General features: G+C 32.8%; 19 protein-coding genes. 8 read left to right on the plus strand and 11 right to left on the minus strand.

Translation table 11 applies throughout. From position 1 onward, the window contains the following. The first annotated feature begins 69 nt into the window (after positions 1-69). The 8 genes from RM520_RS09100 to RM520_RS09135 are packed head-to-tail and all read left to right on the plus strand — an operon-like array spanning position 70 to position 7,386. Positions 70-1,035, plus strand: coding sequence for a Gfo/Idh/MocA family protein (locus RM520_RS09100; protein WP_311385395.1), 966 nt, complete (start codon positions 70-72; stop codon positions 1,033-1,035). 5 nt (positions 1,036-1,040) lie between these two features. After that, positions 1,041-1,928: a 3-hydroxyacyl-CoA dehydrogenase family protein gene (locus RM520_RS09105; RefSeq protein ID WP_311385396.1), complete on the plus strand. Its 888-nt coding sequence runs from the start codon at positions 1,041-1,043 to the stop codon at positions 1,926-1,928. Position 1,929: 1 nt separating this feature from the next. Continuing rightward, positions 1,930-3,165 carry a DUF1015 domain-containing protein gene (locus RM520_RS09110; protein ID WP_311387791.1) on the plus strand — a complete coding sequence of 412 codons (1,236 nt, stop codon included), beginning with the start codon at positions 1,930-1,932 and terminating at the stop codon, positions 3,163-3,165. Positions 3,166-3,178: 13 nt separating this feature from the next. Beyond that, positions 3,179-3,838 (plus strand): YggS family pyridoxal phosphate-dependent enzyme, encoded by a 660-nt coding sequence (locus RM520_RS09115; RefSeq protein WP_311387792.1) that lies wholly within the window; start codon positions 3,179-3,181, stop codon positions 3,836-3,838. 17 nt (positions 3,839-3,855) lie between these two features. Next, complete coding sequence (locus RM520_RS09120) at positions 3,856-5,151, plus strand: exonuclease domain-containing protein (protein ID WP_311387793.1); 1,296 nt, start codon at positions 3,856-3,858, stop codon at positions 5,149-5,151. Then, on the plus strand, positions 5,148-5,984 hold the full coding sequence (locus tag RM520_RS09125; RefSeq protein WP_311385400.1) for an ion transporter: 837 nt from the start codon (positions 5,148-5,150) through the stop codon (positions 5,982-5,984). The genes RM520_RS09120 and RM520_RS09125 overlap by 4 nt, the downstream gene beginning before the upstream one ends. Next, positions 5,981-6,895, plus strand: a complete 915-nt coding sequence (miaA, locus tag RM520_RS09130; RefSeq protein ID WP_311387794.1) for a tRNA (adenosine(37)-N6)-dimethylallyltransferase MiaA — start codon at positions 5,981-5,983, stop codon at positions 6,893-6,895. The genes RM520_RS09125 and miaA overlap by 4 nt, the downstream gene beginning before the upstream one ends. Continuing rightward, complete coding sequence (locus RM520_RS09135; RefSeq protein ID WP_311387795.1) at positions 6,892-7,386, plus strand: gluconokinase; 495 nt, start codon at positions 6,892-6,894, stop codon at positions 7,384-7,386. Before miaA ends, RM520_RS09135 begins: the two co-directional genes overlap by 4 nt. 67 nt (positions 7,387-7,453) lie before the next feature. Here the strand turns inward: RM520_RS09135 and RM520_RS09140 are convergent, their stop codons facing one another. From RM520_RS09140 to RM520_RS09190, 11 genes are all read right to left on the minus strand, one after another. Continuing rightward, positions 7,454-8,176: a response regulator transcription factor gene (locus RM520_RS09140; protein WP_311385403.1), complete on the minus strand. Its 723-nt coding sequence runs from the start codon at positions 8,174-8,176 to the stop codon at positions 7,454-7,456. A gap of 6 nt (positions 8,177-8,182) precedes the next feature. Beyond that, positions 8,183-9,763, minus strand: coding sequence for a sensor histidine kinase (locus RM520_RS09145; RefSeq protein ID WP_311385404.1), 1,581 nt, complete (start codon positions 9,761-9,763; stop codon positions 8,183-8,185). 78 nt (positions 9,764-9,841) lie between these two features. Then, a complete protein-coding gene (gene coaE / locus RM520_RS09150; RefSeq protein WP_311387796.1) occupies positions 9,842-10,429 on the minus strand; it encodes a dephospho-CoA kinase in 588 nt (195 codons plus the stop codon). Further along, positions 10,426-11,379, minus strand: coding sequence for a CdaR family protein (locus tag RM520_RS09155; protein ID WP_311387797.1), 954 nt, complete (start codon positions 11,377-11,379; stop codon positions 10,426-10,428). Before RM520_RS09155 ends, coaE begins: the two co-directional genes overlap by 4 nt. Before the next feature lie 5 nt (positions 11,380-11,384). Continuing rightward, positions 11,385-12,392: a glycosyltransferase family 2 protein gene (locus RM520_RS09160; protein WP_311387798.1), complete on the minus strand. Its 1,008-nt coding sequence runs from the start codon at positions 12,390-12,392 to the stop codon at positions 11,385-11,387. Between the two features lie 56 nt (positions 12,393-12,448). After that, positions 12,449-13,261, minus strand: a complete 813-nt coding sequence (locus RM520_RS09165) for an enoyl-ACP reductase FabI (RefSeq protein ID WP_311387799.1) — start codon at positions 13,259-13,261, stop codon at positions 12,449-12,451. Positions 13,262-13,317: 56 nt separating this feature from the next. Next, positions 13,318-14,970: a DNA repair protein RecN gene (gene recN / locus RM520_RS09170; protein ID WP_311385409.1), complete on the minus strand. Its 1,653-nt coding sequence runs from the start codon at positions 14,968-14,970 to the stop codon at positions 13,318-13,320. 47 nt (positions 14,971-15,017) lie between these two features. Further along, a complete protein-coding gene (porD, locus tag RM520_RS09175; RefSeq protein ID WP_311387800.1) occupies positions 15,018-15,911 on the minus strand; it encodes a type IX secretion system protein PorD in 894 nt (297 codons plus the stop codon). Beyond that, positions 15,904-17,112 carry a bifunctional phosphopantothenoylcysteine decarboxylase/phosphopantothenate--cysteine ligase CoaBC gene (gene coaBC, locus RM520_RS09180; RefSeq protein WP_311387801.1) on the minus strand — a complete coding sequence of 403 codons (1,209 nt, stop codon included), beginning with the start codon at positions 17,110-17,112 and terminating at the stop codon, positions 15,904-15,906. The genes porD and coaBC overlap by 8 nt, the downstream gene beginning before the upstream one ends. Further along, positions 17,113-17,439 carry a DNA-directed RNA polymerase subunit omega gene (locus RM520_RS09185; protein ID WP_311385412.1) on the minus strand — a complete coding sequence of 109 codons (327 nt, stop codon included), beginning with the start codon at positions 17,437-17,439 and terminating at the stop codon, positions 17,113-17,115. Positions 17,440-17,457: 18 nt separating this feature from the next. Beyond that, positions 17,458-18,294, minus strand: a complete 837-nt coding sequence (locus RM520_RS09190) for an outer membrane protein assembly factor BamD (protein ID WP_311387802.1) — start codon at positions 18,292-18,294, stop codon at positions 17,458-17,460. Positions 18,295-18,370: the final 76 nt, after the last annotated feature.

Genomic DNA, 18,370 nt, shown 5'->3' on the forward strand with positions numbered 1-18,370 from the left:
AGTGAACTTCGAGTATCGATAGAAGCATTTTCTGTTGTTATTCCTATTTTTGAAGAAATAACAAAGACTATGTTAAAAGTTGGTGTTTTAGGTGCTGGTCATTTGGGTAAAATCCATCTGCGTTTATTAAATCAATCCGCTAAATATGAACTTATCGGTTTTTATGATCCGGATGAAATAAATGCTAAAAAAGTAGCGGATGAGTTTGGATATACCTCTTACGAAAACATTAATGCATTAATTGATGCTGTTGATGTTATTGATATAGTCACCCCTACTCTTTCTCATTATAATTGCGCTAAAAAAGCTATTGAAAAAGGGAAACATATTTTTATAGAAAAGCCAATCACGAATACACTTGAAGAAGCTGAAGAATTAATAGAATTAGAATCAAAATTTAAGGTAAAAGGTCAGGTTGGTCATGTAGAGCGTTTTAATCCTGCATTTATTGCTGTTAACGATAGTATTCAAAACCCAATGTTTATTGAAACGCATCGCTTGGCAGAATTTAATCCAAGAGGGACTGATGTGCCGGTTGTTTTAGATTTAATGATACATGATATTGACGCTATTTTAAGTGTCGTACATTCAGAAGTAAAGTTGATTAATGCAAGTGGAGTTTCTGTCATTAGTAAGTCACCTGACATAGCCAATGCCAGAATTGAATTCGAAAACGGCTGTGTTGCCAACTTAACGGCTAGTAGAATTTCTTTGAAAAATATGCGCAAGTCTCGTTTTTTTCAGAAAGATGCCTACATCTCTGTTGATTTTTTAGAGAAAAAAGTAGAAGTAGTAAAAATGAAAGATGCTCCAGAAGTTCTTGGTGATTTTGATATGATTCTGCAAAATGCTGAGGGTATTAAAAAACAGATTTACTTTGAAAACCCTGAAGTTGAAGCTAATAATGCAATTTTAGATGAATTAGAAACATTTGCTGATGCAATAAATAATAATACGACACCTATTGTCTCACTAAATCAGGGTACAGCAGCGCTTAGAGTTGCTTTACAAATCATTGAAGCATTTGAAAATTAAAAACCATGAATATAATTGCTGTAATCGGAGCAGGTACTATGGGTAATGGTATAGCTCATGTTTTTGCCCAAAACGGATACAAAGTTCATCTCATTGATATTGCTCAAGACTCATTAGATAAAGGGATAGCGACAATTACTAAGAATCTTGATAGAATGCTGTCTAAAGGACGTATTACAACGGAGAATAAAAAAACTACTCTTAATAATATTTCCACGTTTACATTATTAAAAGAAGGTGTTAATAATGTTGATTTAGTTGTTGAAGCTGCAACAGAGAATTTAGACATAAAACTAAATATTTTTAGAGAGCTCGATGAAGTATGCGCTTATAAAACAATTTTAGCCTCAAATACTTCTTCAATTTCTATAACTCAAATAGGAGCCGTTACCAATAGACCTGAAAAGGTCATTGGAATGCACTTTATGAATCCAGTACCTATAATGAAATTGGTAGAAATTATTAGGGGATATAGCACTTCCGATGAAGTTACTAATTCAATTATGGAGCTTTCGAAAAAGCTTGGCAAAACTCCCACAGAGGTTAACGATTACCCTGGCTTTGTGGCCAATCGTATTTTAATGCCAATGATTAATGAGGCAATTGAAACTTTATATAACAAAGTTGCAGGGGTTGAAGAAATCGATACTGTTATGAAATTAGGAATGGCCCACCCAATGGGACCATTACAACTTGCCGATTTTATAGGTTTAGATGTTTGTCTTTCTATTCTGAAAGTGATGTATGATGGTTTTAAAAATCCAAAATATGCTCCTTGTCCTTTACTTGTAAATATGGTGATGGCCGGTAAATTAGGTGTTAAATCGGATGAAGGTTTTTACGATTATTCGGCTTCAAAGAAAGCTGAAAAAGTCGCCGCACAATTTAACTAGTATGGCAATAGTAAAACCATTTAAAGCTATACGACCAACAAAAGATAAAGTTGCCTATGTTGCATCTAAGTCTTATGAAGAGTATGACAAAAATGAGCTCAATAGCATTTTAGAATACAATCCATTTTCCTTCTTACATATCATTAATCCTGGTTTTAAATTTCATAAAAATATTTCAGGTAAAGAACGTTTTAAACTAGTTCAAAACAGATACCTAGAATTTTTAGAAGATGCTGTATTCGAAAAAGATGAGACTCCTTGTTTCTACCTATATCAATTAAGTAAAAATAGCTTTAAAAGTTTAGGCCTTTTTTGTGCAACTAGTGTAACTGATTACAATAATGATATCATCAAAAAACATGAAGACACTCTTGAAGAAAGAGAAGTACTTTTTTCTGAATATTTGAATACTGTAGGGTTTAATGCGGAACCTGTATTAATGACTTATAAAGATGACGATGAAATTTCTAATATTCTAGAAATTGAAATTACAAAAGTTGCAGTCTATGATTTTACCACTACGGATAAAGTAAGACATAAACTTTGGAAAATTTCGAACATTGACACTATTGAAAAATTACAGAAATTATTTGGTGATGTAAATGCCCTTTATATTGCAGATGGGCACCATAGAAGTGCATCGTCTGCCTTACTGGCTGAAATGTCCAAAGAAAAAAACACTAAGCATGGTGGTCAAGAAGCTTATAATTTTTTTATGAGCTATTTAATACCTGAATCAGAAATTAAAATTTTTGAGTTCAATCGAATGGTAAAAGACTTAAACGGGCTTTCAAAAGAAGCATTTTTAATAGCTTTAGATACGCTTTATAGAATTGAAAAAAGAAATGATGGCATATACAAACCTGAGAAAAAACATCATTTTAGCATGTATTTAGATGGAGAATTTTATTCTCTTTATTTGAGAAAAAAGGTTTATGAATTTACCGATCCTTTGAGTTCCTTAGATACACAAATTCTTTATAAAACAATTTTAGAACCTATATTGGGTATTCAAGATTTAAGAAATGATAAAAGAATAGCATATGGTTATGGTAAATACAATCTTATTAAAATGAAAGATCATATTGATGAAGGCCATTTTAAAGTAGGTTTTAGTTTGGTACCTATTTGTATTGATGAAATAAAAGCAATTGCAGATGCGGGCTTAGTGATGCCGCCCAAAAGCACTTATATTGAACCTAAATTAAGAAGTGGACTTGCTATCTACGAAATATAAAACATAGATAAGAATGGCTATTGCAACAAATCTTAAAAATATAAATGAGACCATCCCTGAAGGCGTAACACTTGTTGCGGTTTCAAAAACCAAACCAACCGAATCTATTTTGGAAGCCTATGAATTTGGACAAAGAATTTTTGGCGAAAATAAAGTCCAAGAAATGACCATAAAATGGGAAGTCTTGCCTAAAGATATTGAGTGGCATATGATTGGCCATGTTCAGCGTAATAAAGTAAAATATATGGCTGAATACGTAAGTCTAATACATGGGGTTGATAGTTTAAAACTATTAAAGGAAATTGACAAACAAGCAAAAAAAAATAATCGTGTAATCTCTTGTCTTTTACAAATTCATATAGCTAATGAGGAAAGTAAATTTGGTTTTGATGAGAAAGAACTTCTACACTTATTGGAATCTGAAGAATTTAAATCTTTAGAAAATATAAAAATTGTTGGTCTTATGGGAATGGCCACCTTCACCAAAGACATAAATCAAATTAGAAAAGAATTTAAAAATTTAAAAGTACTATTCGAGACTACCCTGAGTATGCTTGCAGATGTAAAAGTATTGTCAATGGGTATGAGCGGAGATTATCAAATAGCCATTGAAGAAGGTAGTACTATGGTGCGTATCGGAAGTAGTATCTTTGGAGCTAGAAATTATTCATAAAATTCAGGAGTAGATTGATGTATGCCATTTTAGATATTGAGAGTACCGGCGGTAAATACAATGAAGAGGGTATCATGGAAATTTCAATCTATCGCTTCGATGGTCAAGATGTTGTAGATAAGTTTGCTGGTTTAATTAACCCTGAAAGAGATATACAACCCTTTGTTGTTAAATTAACTGGCATCAATAATTCGATGTTGAAAAGTGCTCCTAAATTTCATGAGGTCGCCAAAAGAATTATTGAAATCACAGAAGGTGCTACGCTCGTTGCTCATAACGCACAATTCGATTATCGTATTTTAAGAACTGAATTTAGAAGACTAGGGTACGATTTTCAGCGCAAAACTTTATGCACCGTGGAACTCTCTAAACAACTAATACCCGATGCAGAGTCTCATAGTCTTGGAAAACTAGTCAGATCATTAGGCATTGCAGTAAGTGATAGACATAGAGCGGACGGTGACGCCCAAGCCACTCTTAAATTATTTAAACTTTTATTGATTAAAGACTCAGATAAATCCATAATTAAAACTGTAATAAGAGAAGAAACTTTAGGAGAACTTTCGACACGACAATTAGATATGGTGGAGGAATTACCAACTGAAACTGGAGTTTATTATTTGCATAACAAAGACGGAGAAATTATTTTTTTGGGTAAAACCAAAAACATGAAAAAAAGAGTCAATCAACATTTTACTAATGTTGGTGATTTAGCAAGAAAATTACAAAAAGAAACTAAAAAAGTAACCTATCAAGAAACTGGTAGTGAATTAATTGCGCTATTAAAAGAGTATCACGAAATCAAAAAAACAAATCCCAAATACAATCAAAAGATAAGAAAAAAAGGGTTTTCATTTGGGCTTTATTTAACTAAGGATAACAATGGGGCTCTAAAATTTGAAACGGAAAAAGTTAATGTTCAATTCACTCGATTAAGTAGTTTCACAAGTGCCAAAAGCAGTGCTTTATTTTTATCAAAATTAGAAGAAGAGTTTGGCCTTGATAGTATTAAATCATTAGAAGACAATTCAGAAACTCTTGAAACTATATTTAACAAATATAGCCTTGATAACCGCAATATTGCTTTAGTTGACAAAGGAAGATCCATTGGAGAACAGAGTGTCATTCTTATAAAAGAAGGACACCTAAAAGGCTTCGGATATGTTGAACTCAACCACCAACTAAATAATATTCATATATTAGAATCATTGATTACGCCAATAGAAGGTGATTCAAATTCAACTTTAATCATGGAATCATACCTTCGTAAAAAGAATAGAATTAAGATTTTAGAATTAAATCCATCTACTTGAGAGAAGAAGTACATTCTGGTTGGAAACATCGTCTTCATGAAATTATTTATGAAGCAGACACTCCCCTAGGGCGTTTTTTTGATATTGCGCTCGTATTTCTGATAATTGTGAGTGTCGTATTAGTCATGCTTGAAAGTGTGAAAGAAGTTGATCAAAACTATCACGATTTACTATTAACCTTAGAATGGGTGGTCACCATTTTTTTTACAGTTGAATACTTTGCACGAATTATTAGCTTAAAAAAGCCATTTAAGTATATTTTTAGCTTTTACGGTATTATTGATTTTGTATCTACCATACCATTATATCTATCATATCTTTTTGCAGGGTCCCAAGTTTTATTAGCTGTAAGAGCTTTTCGATTACTTCGAATATTTAGAATATTAAAATTGGTGAAGTTTTTAGGTGAAGCTTCACAACTAAAAGCGGCATTAAAAGCTAGTAGAGCCAAGATTGCAGTATTCATTTATGTGGTTTTGATTTTATCAGTTATAATGGGTACCATAATGTACTTAATAGAGAGTGATGAGGCTGGTTTTACAAGCATACCACGAAGTATTTATTGGACAATCGTAACCCTAACCACTGTAGGTTATGGTGATATTGCGCCTCAAACAAATCTTGGACAGTTTATAGCTACAATCATTATGGTTCTAGGGTATGGTATTATTGCAGTGCCAACGGGTATTGTAACTGTAGAATTTTCACGTCATGGAAAAAACAATAAAGGAAGAAGCGTTGTTCATAGTAACACGCAGGCCTGTCCATCGTGCTCAGCGGAAGGTCATCGTGACAATGCTAAGCATTGTTATAGTTGCGGATATCACCTATGATTACTAAAACCCTCATTGCCGTAATTGGACCTACAGCTATTGGCAAAACAGACTTAGCCATTCGCCTTGCAAATCATTTTCAAACCGAAATTCTCTCGGCTGATTCTCGTCAATTTTATAAAGAAATGACTATTGGTACAGCTGTCCCTTCTCATAGGGAGTTAAAGATGGCACCTCATCATTTCATACAACACAAAAGCATATTTGACACTTACTCAGTTGGAGATTTTGAAAAAGAAGCTATTTTAAAACTAGATCATATTTTTAAAGAAAAGAACATTGCTATACTTGTTGGTGGTAGTGGTCTTTATGTTGATGCTGTGGTTAAGGGTTTAGATAGTTTTCCAAAAGTACCTATCCAAATTCGTGAAGAACTCATACAACTCGAAAAAGAAAAAGGTCTTTCGTATTTACAGAACGAATTGAAAAAAAAGGACCCATTCTATTTCAAGCAAGTCGATATTGAAAATCCGCACCGAGTTATTCGAGCCTTAGAAATTTGTAGAATATCTGGACAACCTTATTCAAGTTTTTTAAATCAAAAAAGAAAAGAACGTATTTTTAGAACAATTTATGTTGGAATTAAAGCTGATCGAGAAATTATTTATGAGAGAATTAATAGACGTGTTGATGTGATGATGGAAAATGGATTATTGAACGAAGCTAAAGATTTATATAAGCACAAAAGTTTAAACGCTCTTCAAACTGTTGGTTACAAAGAACTTTTTGCTTTTTTTGATGGTAAAGAAGATTTAAATTTTGCCGTAGAAGAAATTAAAAAAAATACAAGGCGATTTGCTAAACGTCAATTAACATGGAATCGAAAGAATAATGAAATTATTTGGACCGATTTTGGCGAAGATATCTCAATATTAATAAATAAAATAAAAAGGAATAAACTAAAGCAATGAATAAACCAATTTTTATTGTAATGGGTGTTTCTGGCACTGGCAAAACTACAATTGGTCAGCTTTTAAGCAAATCTTATGATGTGCCTTTTTTTGATGGCGATGATTATCATCCTAAAGAGAATATTGTGAAAATGAGCTCGGGTGAAGCTCTTGATGATAATGATAGACAGGGTTGGTTAGAAAGTTTAAACAAACTAGCCATTGAACAAGCAAAATCAGGGGCAATAATAGCCTGTTCAGCATTAAAAGAAAAATATCGCCTAATTCTACAAAATAATATAGAGAAACAAATGGTGTTCGTGTATCTAAAAGGCACTTTTGAACAAGTGAAAAGGCGATTAGAACAACGTAAAGGTCACTTTATGTCTTCTGTACTACTAAAATCACAATTTGATACCTTAGAAGAGCCAATTGATGCAATAGTTGTTTCAATACAGGCAACTCCGCAAGACATTGTAGCAAAGATAAAAGACCAGTATAAACTCAATTAATTAAATCTTATTTAAACAAAAAACGCTTCAATACAATTGAAGCGTTTTTAAAACCTTGTTTATGACTTTAGACCGAAGTTTCACCTTCAGTTTTAACCACTAATCTAAAGCCTTCACCGTGAATATTAAGAATTTCAACGACGTCGTCTTTCTTTAAATATTTTCTCAACTTAGCAATATAAACATCCATACTACGAGAGGTAAAATAATTATCATCTCTCCATATTTTAGTTAGGGCTAATTCTCTAGGCATTAAATCATTTTCATGTAAAGCCAATAAACGTAACAATTCATTTTCTTTTGGAGAAAGCTTAATAGGCTCTTCTTCTAAATATTTAAGAAAACGCAACTTAGAATTTAAATGGAAATTTCCTATTTTAAATTCGAATTGTTTACTATCTGCAAGAGTATTTGATGCTTTTCGCTGCATGAGTGCCTTTAATTTCATTAAAAGAACCTCAGAGTCGAATGGTTTATTCAAATAATCATCTGCTCCAGCCTTATAACCTTTCAAAACATCTTCTTTCATTGTTTTGGCGGTTAAAAAAATAATAGGAACATTCTCGTTCTTTTCTCTAATCTCCTTAGCTAAAGTAAAACCATCTTTATAAGGCATCATTACATCAAGAATACAAACATCATAGTTGTCTTTCTTAAATTTCTCGAAGCCTTCCATTCCATTCTTAGCAAGAACAACATCGAAATCATTCATTTGTAAGTAATCTTTAAGTACGATTCCAAAATTTGGATCGTCTTCTACTAAAAGTATTTTTTTGTTTTCTAATTCCATAATTTTTTAAATTAAAGGCAGCTTAATGTAAAAAGTACTTCCTTTTCCTTTTTCACTTTCAACATATACCTCACCTTGGTGATCATCCACTATTTTTTTAACGTAGGCCAGGCCTAAACCGTGACCTTTTACATTATGTATATTACCAGTATGCTCCCGATAAAACTTCTCGAAGACCTTTTTAAGCACAGCCTTACTCATTCCAGCACCTTGATCTTGTACTTTAATAATAATATTATTTTTTGCCAGCTCTGTAAAAACATCAATTTTTGGTGCTTCCGGCGAATACTTTACTGCATTATCTAAAATATTCACAATTACATTGGTAAAATGCATCTCATTTGCCAGAACTTCTGATCTAGATGCATCTAAATGCGTATTAATATAACCACCTCTATCTTCAACAATAAGTTCTACGTGTGCTGTTGCATCATTAATAATGTCGTGAGCATCCACCCTATCCTTACTAATATCTAATTGGTTTTTTTCAAGCTTAGAAATCCGTAAAACATTCTCTACCTGAGCGTGCATACGTTTATTTTCATCTCTAATCATCCCCAAGTATCGTAAAACCTTTTCCCTATCTTCTAAAGATTTAGGATTTCTTATAGCCTCAACTGCTAAATTTATTGTGGCTATTGGCGTTTTGAACTCATGGGTCATATTATTAATGAAATCTGATTTGATTTCAGAAATTTGCTTTTGTTGTATTAATTGATAAATAGCACTAGAATAGGCTACAACTATTACCAATGTAAATAACAAAGACAAAATTGCCATTGTCATGATACTACTCAATAAAAATTTCTTCTTACTTGGAAAGGTCATCAATAAAGCAAAATCCGTTTTACCTTCACTATCTCTAAAAATTGGAGTTTCATAAAGCGTGTTATTAGTAAACTTGAATCGTTTTGATTTTACTTTCGTTGGAAAACCACGACTGTATAGACCGTACTCATAATCAATGTTTATACCTCTATTTTTAAGCTCACGATCTAACAAAAGTTCTAACTCTTGTTTTGACACCCTTTTATGAATCGGATTTTGTTTGGCCATTTCCATAAATAAATCGTCAAATTGGGCTTTTTGCATAGCAGAAAGGTTTCCAAGTTTTTCAATCTTTTGAATAGGTGTTAGCGCATAACGTTGTCCATCTAGACCATAATCTTCTTTAAAAATTGTAGTCGTACGTTTACTAGTGAAATTTTTTATTGTGGTAATATCATCACCACTATCATTGTCAAAGAACATTGAGGAGATACCGTAATCTTCCTCTAAAATACCATGCTGATAAAATTTTAGTTCATCAGAATTCAAATCCCGGTCAACAAAAAAGATATTACTTATTTGTGATGACTTTGGACTACCTACACTGTCTACTAAAGCGGCAATACGATCTGAATATTCTTTTCGCTCCCTACTTTCAACTCGCTCTGCAACCTTATCCAAAACATCTTCAACCGCATTTGAAAATTGCTCCTTTTTATCATCGACCGATTTCTGTATCCAATACACTTGAACTGAAATGATTCCGATAAGTGAGAGACTCATCAAAATGACTAGAAGAACAAATCGCTTCTTGTTCATTAAAGTAAAATTAGAAATTTAACATTTAGCCCATTTACCGTTTAACCTAACCTTAACAAAAATGTTAAAATATTGAGCCTATGTGGACTTACTACGTAGTTGATTATGAATTTTATACACTTGTTGATGTGTGTATTCTAAATCGAGGTTTTCAACAACAAAATCACTTAATTCAATTTTATCGGAATCATCCAATTGATTAGACATTCGTTCTAGAACTTTAATTTCTTGAACACCATCTCTTTCCATAACACGTTGAATTCTTTCCCTTTTTGGAGCTGTCACCAAAATAACTACATCATAAAAATCTTGACTTCTATTCTCAAAAATCAATGCGGTTTCTTGAATAACATATTCAGAATTTTGTTTAGTTATCCATTCCAAAAAATGATTCTTCACAGCCGGATGAACAATTTCGTTTAACTTTTGAAGTAAGTCTGGATTTTTGAAAACTTTACTCGAAATATAGTTTTTGTTTAACTTTTTATGCTCAAAAGCTTTTTTACCAAAAAGCCGAACGAGCTCATTTTTTAATGATTGGGACGAGGTCATTAAATGCTTTGCCTCCTTATCAGAATTATAAACAGGAACACCTAATGATTCAAAGATTTTGGCAACTGTACTTTTACCGCTGCCAATCCCACCTGTAAGTCCAACTATTTTCATAACTTTTCTAAAACGAATTCAATCTGGTTATTCAATAATTGTACCGCATAAATATTTTCTGGTGATTTTGAAACTTCTATGAGGAGTTGACTTTTTGTTTTATCAATATTTGAACAATCAACAACAACCTCAAAATCATCATTAGAAATATCTTTCAAGGTATCTATACTTGCCTTACATACTAAACTAACTTGATTGGGAAACATTCTAATTCGAAAGCCAACAGGCACATTTTTGGCTTCAATACTTATAGTATATTCCTTTTCAGAAAAACGTACTACTTTACCAGATACTTTAACTGAATTTGTTGAGATTTCTCCGTTCACCAAACCATCCGGTATGACAATGCCTACTGATTTTGAAAAATCTTCTTTGAGTTCATTAAAAATTAATTGTTCGGTCTTAATTTTAGTAATGGATTTGACTTCATTTGAAGGTCCTTTTAAAACAATAATATTTGGCTCAATTTTCAAATCCCCTTCTAAAAGATGATTCTGCGCTAATTCAATGGAGACATCAGGTTCAATAGGCACTTCTTTTTTGATGACTTGATATAAATCAATAAAAACCTGTTGTTCTTCAAACTCAATAATTGAAATTGTATTGGACAATTGTTTTTCAAATTGTGGTTTAATTGTATTTGCAGACATATAATAACGTCCATTGGAAAAAGAAACATTATTTAAATCAATCTTCAGCTTTTTAGGACTGATGCCATAACTTAAAAACTGAAATCCACTGGTTCTAAGTTTTGTATTCACAAATTGTTTCTCAGCAGTATTTAGTAGTAAGGTGTCAGGAAAATTTATGTAATCAATTTCAAAAGCTGCTCGTGACTCGTACGATTCTGATAACTTACTTAACGACCATGCCAAAAAAGAACATATCAAAAAAAGTAAAAAGACCTTTACTTTCCGCTGATTTAAGTTTGTGACTAACTTTTTTAACACGACTATTATTTTGAGAAGAATAAATTAGGAAATAACTCTTCGGCAGGTTTTCTGTTAAAGTTAAGCAAGATGGTTGACTTTAAAAAACCAACGCCGTAGCCTAAAAACTGAATGCAGACGGCATATATTGATAATAAAGCTATTTTTAAGTTCTTATTTTTGATAAATGAATCTATAAAAAGAACTAAAAAGTATAGTCCGTAACAAATAATAAGTTGAGTAAAACCAAATGCGGATAATATTATACTCATGACAAAACCAACTAAAAAGATTGTTGGAAACCAATAAGTCATTTTTTTAGTCTCAGGGTGCCATTTGTTCAAAATTGGTCGTACAGAACCAAACTTATTAACCTGTTTGTAGAACTTACTCCAATCTATTCGTCTTTTATGATAAACATAAGCCTTAGAAAATAATCTGGTTGAATAACCAGCTTGCCAAATTCTAAATGTTAAATCGGGATCTTCACCAGGATGTATATTACCAAAACCATTGGTTTTTTCAAATATCTCTTTGGAGAGACCTAGATTAAAACTTCTTGGCTGAAATTTATTCAAAGATTTCTTATTTCCACGAATTCCTCCAGTCGTTATCAACGAGGTCATTGCATAATTAATACTCTTTTGTACATCACTAAAGGAGGCATGAGCGTTATCTGGACCTCCAAAACAATGAACAAACTCACTTGTCAACTCTTTTTCTACTTCGATTAAATACTCAGGTGGTATGATACAATCAGAGTCAAGAATAAGGAAATAATCACCTTTTGCTCGTCGCATACCATAATTACGAGAATCTCCAGGCCCAGAATTTTCTTTGAAGTAATAAGAAATCTGAAGTTTCTCTTTGTAATCGAGAACCACTTCTTTAGAACTTTGTGCAGAACCATCTTCAACCAAAACCACCTCAAAAGGTTTATTATATTGCTGTGAAGTCAAACTCTCCAACAATTCTCGAACCTCTTCAGGCCGATTAAAAACTGGTATTACAAATGAAAAAAAAGGTTCCCTCATTACTATAAATACAAAAGCCATCCTGATGAGGATGGCTTAATTATTTTGTGATTAATTTACTCGGTAAACTCGTCAATTACTTCTTGACTTACTCCTGTATTACTGAAGCCTCCATCATGAAATAAATTCTGCATGGTTACTTTTCTGGTCAAATCAGAAAACAAAGAAACTGTATAGTCCGCGCAATCTAAAGCTGTGGCATTGCCCAGTGGGGACATTTTCTCAGCATAAGAAATAAAACCATCAAATCCCTTTACACCCTGACCAGCTGTGGTTGGCGTTGGTGATTGCGAGATGGTATTAACTCTAACCTTTTTTTCTTTACCAAAGAAATAACCAAAACTACGGGCTACGGATTCTAAATAGGCTTTATTATCTGCCATATCATTATAATCGGGAAAAGTTCGTTGGGCAGCCATATAAGTTAATGCTACAATACTACCCCATTCACTCATAGCATCAGCTTTATAGAGTGATTGCATTACTTTATGAAATGATAAAGCAGAAACATCCCAACCTTTTGTTGTAAAGTCATATTTTTCGTCAGTATATGCACGACCTTTTCTAACGTTAACAGACATACCAATTGAGTGCAAAACAAAATCTAGTTTACCTCCAAGTATCTCAGTTGATTTAGCAACTAAATTGGCCAAATCTTCTTCATTTGTTGCATCAGCAGGTATAATTTCTGAACCAGTTTTTTCTGCAAGGGCATTAATCTGCCCCATACGCATTGCTATTGGTGCATTTGTCAAAACAAAGGTTCCACCTTCTTCATGAACACGTTCAGCAGTCTTCCAAGCAATAGAATTTGGGTCTAATGCCCCAAAAATGATTCCTCTTTTACCTTTTAATAAATTATAAGCCATTTAATATAGTGTTGGTTTCTATGACAAAGATATTTAAATTTAGTCACCTTTATTAATTATTGTAATAACTGTCGAGCATGTGCTAACGCAGAATCAGAAAGATTTTTACCACCTAACATTTCAGCTAATTCGTTCACTCTCTCATCATTTGTAAGCTTTCGCATGTCTGTTCTGGTTGATTCACCGGTTTCTTCCTTAAACACCTTAAATTGTGAAGCGCCTTTTGACGCCACTTGCGGTAGGTGCGTAATTGAAAAAACCTGCATGCTACTTCCCATTTTTTGCATTATATCTCCCATTTTAGAAGATATTTCTCCGGATACTCCAGTATCAATTTCATCAAACATCAATGTAGGTAATTGCTCATAATTAGCTAAAACAGACTTGATTGTCAACATAATGCGTGATAATTCACCGCCTGACGCAACTTTCTTTAACTCCCCATAATCATAACCTTTATTTGCAGAAAATAAAAAGATAAGATTATCCTTTCCATTTACTTTAAAACTTTCTGTGGGTTCTATTTCTATTTTAAAGCTAGCAGAAGGCATTCCTAAATTGCTTAGACTGTTTGTTAAGAGCTCTTTTAGTTGTGGAATTACTCTATTTCTATTACTATGAATAGCAGATGCCAACTTGTTCAAATCAATGGTTACACTAGCTAGTAAATTTTCTTTCTCTTTAATTTTTGCATCAATATTTAAAGAACTATCAACCTTTTCTGATAATTCAATTTTAATTTCTTCAAGTTCGATAACCGTGGAAACTTGATGTTTTTTAAATAAATCATGTAATAACTGTAGTTGACCATTCACCTCTTCTAAGCGATTTGGATTAGCTTCAACATCTTCTTGCAGACTTTCTAGTTCTGAAGCAATATCAGTCAATTCAATAGCTATTGATTGTACTCTTTCATTAAGACTGGTAAATTGTTTACCATAATCACTCAGCTTTTGTGAAGCCTGTTGTAAAATAGTAGAACTGCTCAATAAACCTATTTGTTCATCATTCAAAATTTTACCGCTTTGAGAGAGTAACTCTATAATACGTTCTACATTCGAAAGTTGATCATATTCTTCTTCAAGTGCTTCTAGAATACCATCTTTTAAAGTTGCTTTTTCTAATTCTTCTAAAAGAAAACTATTATAATCTAACTCTTTAGAAGCATTTCGTTCAAAGTCTCTAAGTTCTTCTAAATCTTTAATAAACCCTTTATATTTAGCTAATATGACGGTATATTTTTCTATTAGCTTTTGATTTTCAGCTAACGCGTCTATAACCCTAAATTGAAAATCATTTTCGGTAAGTCTTAATGTTTGATGCTGAGAATGAATATCTACCAATTGTGCACCTAACCCAGATAAAATATCTAACGTAACTGGTGTGTCATTAACAAAAGCTCTTGATTTACCACTTGGTAAAATCTCTCTCCGTAACCAAGTTGTTGCAGCATAGTCAAGGTCATTAATTTCAAAATAAGATTTCAATCCATAATTTGAAATTGCAAATTCAGCCTCTATAATACATTTTGCTTCTTTATTTTTTAAAGAAGACAAATCAGCTCTTTTTCCTAAAACCAAAGAAAGTCCTCCAAGAAGTATAGACTTTCCTGCACCAGTTTCACCAGTTATTGTCGTAAAACCAGAAGTAAACGAAACATTTAATTCGTCAATTAATGCGTAATTTTTAATGGAAAGGTGCGTAAGCAATGCAATCAATTTAGAATCGCAAAGATATAGGTTCTATTGCTATATCATCAATACTTTATATCATTCCATGTACTGGAATAAAATGGGGCTACTCTATTAAGGCTTTCTTTTAACTTAACAATATCAACTTTTGGACCATCTGAAAATATATTTTGAATTTCTTCAGACTTGGCATCAAAAAATGTTTGAATTAAAAATGCATTTGGACGTCTCTTAATTAAAGTTTCAAATAACCGAATGCTGCCAGCAATAACTTGTTTGCCTGTACTATTATTATCTCCAAGAACATCCATACCTTTTCTATGATAATTATACATGGCAATACGATATTCACGAAAAGTATTTGATAACAAATCATCGACAATATCAAATCGAGTTCTATTATCAGTTACACTTTGACTCCAGCCACTAAAGTTAGTACCTTGAGCTTGAGTAACTATATTTTGGGCTTTCCGATAATATTCGTCACCACCTTGAAGAGAAAAGGTATCTGCGTCTAGACCAAGCATGATATAAACGTAGTAAGAAATAACACCAACTAAATTTGAATCAAAAGAATTCGGGTTATAAACCAAGGGTTCAAATTCTTGATATTGAAAATTAAATGAATTGTCCTTATAATTAAAAACTGGGGTTTCGTATGAAGTATTAAATACTGGTCTGGAAGATTGCAATTGAATGTTGGCTTCAAAACGGTCAGACTCATATTTGGTAACTGTAATGAACATTCTGGCGTTAAGTCTCTCATTCTCCTTATAAACTCTATCCGTCCATTTGTTTTTATTTACAAAATCATTTAATGATCGCTCAAGAGTTTTAAATACTTGTTGATTCGTTTGACCTACTTGATCAGAGTTTACAGTTATAGTCGTGTTCAATTCTTGTGACGCTATAGTCGCAGAAAAAAAGATAAAAATGATAAACGTTAATAACCTATGCATTGCTTAAAGAAATAATTTCTTGCCAAATATCTATTGCTACTTCACTCTTGGTCTTTAAGTCAAACGCATTTACATTTAAATTCTTGTCTATGAAAGTGACTTTATTAGTTCCTTGACCAAAACCTGCTCCCTTATCTTGGAGCGAGTTTAAAACAATAGCGTCCAGATTTTTCTTTTGAAGTTTATTCTTGGCGTTATCTAACTCATTTTCGGTTTCTAGAGCAAAGCCAACTAAAAACTGATTGGTTTTGATCTCACCCATAGATTTTAAAATATCTTTTGTTCTCTCAAGTTCCAGATTTAAATCTCCATCACCTTTTTTCTTTATTTTTTGTTCTGCAACCGTCTTTGGCCTATAATCAGCAACTGCAGCTGCACTAATAACCACATGCATCTTTTCAAAATGAGTATGTACTGCTAAATACATTTCTTCAGCTGAAGTTACTCGTATTAGCGCTATTGTTTTGTTAGCCAGTTCTAAGGTTGTAGGGCCTGTTATTAAAATTACTTCAGCACCCAAATCAGCTGCTCTTTCTGCAAGCTCAAAACCCATAGACCCGGTTGCCCTATTGCCGAGAAACCTGACTGGGTCTATTGCTTCATGCGTAGGACCAGCTGTAATTAAAACCTTTTTTTTAGATAATGGGAGACCAGTTGCCAGATGGTTTTTTAGAAAAGAAACAATATTTTCTGGTTCAGCCATACGTCCTTCACCCTCTAATCCACTGGCAAGTTCCCCTGATTCAGCAGGAATCATAATATTTTTAAAGGTTTTTAGCTTTTCAAAGGATGCTTTAGTGGATGGATGCCTATACATATCTAAGTCCATTGCCGGAGCAAAATAAACAGAACATTTTGCAGATAGATATGTTGCCATCAAGAGATTATCACAAATGCCGTTGGCCATTTTAGATAATGAATTAGCGGTCGCTGGCGCAATTAACATAACATCAGCCCAAAGACCTAACTCAACATGATTATTCCATGAAAGGCTACCGTCATCTTTATTTATAAAATCCATCAATACTGGATTCTTGGAAAGCGTAGCTAATGTGAGTGGAGAAACAAAAGAGCTGGCGCTTTGGGTCATAACAATTTTGACCTCAGCACCAGCTTTTATCAATAAACGAACAAGAAAGGTGGTTTTGTAAGCAGCAATCCCCCCGGTAATACCCAAAAGGATGTTTTTTCCGCTCAACATTTATGCGTCTTTCTCTGTATTTCTATAATATATTTTATCTTCTAACCATTCATGAACGGCAAGCGCATGAGGTTTAGGAAGTTTTTCGTAAAATTTAGAAACCTCTATTTGTTCTTTGTTTTCGAAAACCTCTTCTAAGCTATCGCTATAAGTAGCAAACTCTTCTAATTTTTCTAACAGCTCTTTTTTAATTTCAGAGTTAATTTGAATAGCTCTTTTAGAAGCAATAGAAATTGCTTCATAAATATTGTCAGTCTTTTCATCAAACTCATTTTTGTTATGAGTTACAGTAGATACTGAAGCCTTGGTGTTTTTTAAATCGTTCATATCGTTAGATTACTAATATTATTTTGTTAAGGTCTCTTCAACCTCATTAAGTTCCTTTTTAATTTTGTCATTGAAACTCTCAGCTTTCTTTAAAAACTTTGTTTCAGGATACGATTTCATAAGCGCGTTGTAATACTCTCTTGCCTCTTGGTAACGTTCCGGCTGTCTGCTTGTGATACTATTCTGTGCAAGATTCATTGCCGCCTTCAAACGGTAAAAAAATGCATCTTCACGGTACACTGAACCTGGGTTATCACCAATGAAATTATCTAAAGCTGCTATTGCTGAAACGAGAATAGGGAAATTAAATTCTCCAAGTTTATCGAATTGTTTCGCTATTTCAATTTCCTTTTTTTGCTTTTTAATGGTTAACTCTTGAGCCATCGCATTGGCATCTTCAAAAAATTCTGATTCAGGATAAGTATTAATAAAGTTTTGCAAACGACTTAAAGCTTTATCTGTATCTGTTTGATCTAAAGAATATTTAGGAGATAGTTCATAATAACTTTTGGCTTCTAAATAAACAGCTTCTTGAAGCTTATCACTTTGCGAATAAGACTTGATGAATCTTTCAAATTGATAACCAGATAGATAATAGTCACCGGATTGAAAATAAGAATTCGCAAAAAAGAACATTACCCTTTCACCTTGAGGCTTTCCAACATACTTTGGAGCTATTTGTTCAAATAAACGCTTCGCACGCTTGTAATCGCCTTCATTATAATACTTTTCAGCTAAATCATATTTCGCCTTTACGTCAGTGTTTTTAAGCACCTTTTGATACTCATTACATGAAACTAAAAAGAAGAGAGAGAATATAACTATTACAAAAAGAGACCTCATTTTCAAAAACATCCTGCAAAATTAGTGATTATCAGTGGATTTCAAAATTATTACAAGAAATAAAATTAGCCTAGTCAGCGGGTACAAA

It is taken from the genome of Croceitalea vernalis, from assembly GCF_031846405.1.
Classification (GTDB): domain Bacteria; phylum Bacteroidota; class Bacteroidia; order Flavobacteriales; family Flavobacteriaceae; genus Croceitalea; species Croceitalea vernalis.

Coding starts and splice junctions, on each gene's coding strand:
- RM520_RS09100 (WP_311385395.1), top strand. CDS start 70: ATGTTAAAAGTTGGTGTTTTAGGTGCTGGTCATTTGGGTAAAATCCAT.
- RM520_RS09105 (WP_311385396.1), top strand. CDS start 1,041: ATGAATATAATTGCTGTAATCGGAGCAGGTACTATGGGTAATGGTATA.
- RM520_RS09110 (WP_311387791.1), top strand. CDS start 1,930: ATGGCAATAGTAAAACCATTTAAAGCTATACGACCAACAAAAGATAAA.
- RM520_RS09115 (WP_311387792.1), top strand. CDS start 3,179: ATGGCTATTGCAACAAATCTTAAAAATATAAATGAGACCATCCCTGAA.
- RM520_RS09120 (WP_311387793.1), top strand. CDS start 3,856: ATGTATGCCATTTTAGATATTGAGAGTACCGGCGGTAAATACAATGAA.
- miaA (WP_311387794.1), top strand. CDS start 5,981: ATGATTACTAAAACCCTCATTGCCGTAATTGGACCTACAGCTATTGGC.
- RM520_RS09135 (WP_311387795.1), top strand. CDS start 6,892: ATGAATAAACCAATTTTTATTGTAATGGGTGTTTCTGGCACTGGCAAA.
- RM520_RS09140 (WP_311385403.1), bottom strand. CDS start 8,176: ATGGAATTAGAAAACAAAAAAATACTTTTAGTAGAAGACGATCCAAAT.
- RM520_RS09145 (WP_311385404.1), bottom strand. CDS start 9,763: ATGAACAAGAAGCGATTTGTTCTTCTAGTCATTTTGATGAGTCTCTCA.
- coaE (WP_311387796.1), bottom strand. CDS start 10,429: ATGAAAATAGTTGGACTTACAGGTGGGATTGGCAGCGGTAAAAGTACA.
- RM520_RS09160 (WP_311387798.1), bottom strand. CDS start 12,392: ATGAGGGAACCTTTTTTTTCATTTGTAATACCAGTTTTTAATCGGCCT.
- RM520_RS09165 (WP_311387799.1), bottom strand. CDS start 13,261: ATGGCTTATAATTTATTAAAAGGTAAAAGAGGAATCATTTTTGGGGCA.
- porD (WP_311387800.1), bottom strand. CDS start 15,911: ATGCATAGGTTATTAACGTTTATCATTTTTATCTTTTTTTCTGCGACT.
- coaBC (WP_311387801.1), bottom strand. CDS start 17,112: ATGTTGAGCGGAAAAAACATCCTTTTGGGTATTACCGGGGGGATTGCT.
- RM520_RS09185 (WP_311385412.1), bottom strand. CDS start 17,439: ATGAACGATTTAAAAAACACCAAGGCTTCAGTATCTACTGTAACTCAT.
- RM520_RS09190 (WP_311387802.1), bottom strand. CDS start 18,294: ATGTTTTTGAAAATGAGGTCTCTTTTTGTAATAGTTATATTCTCTCTC.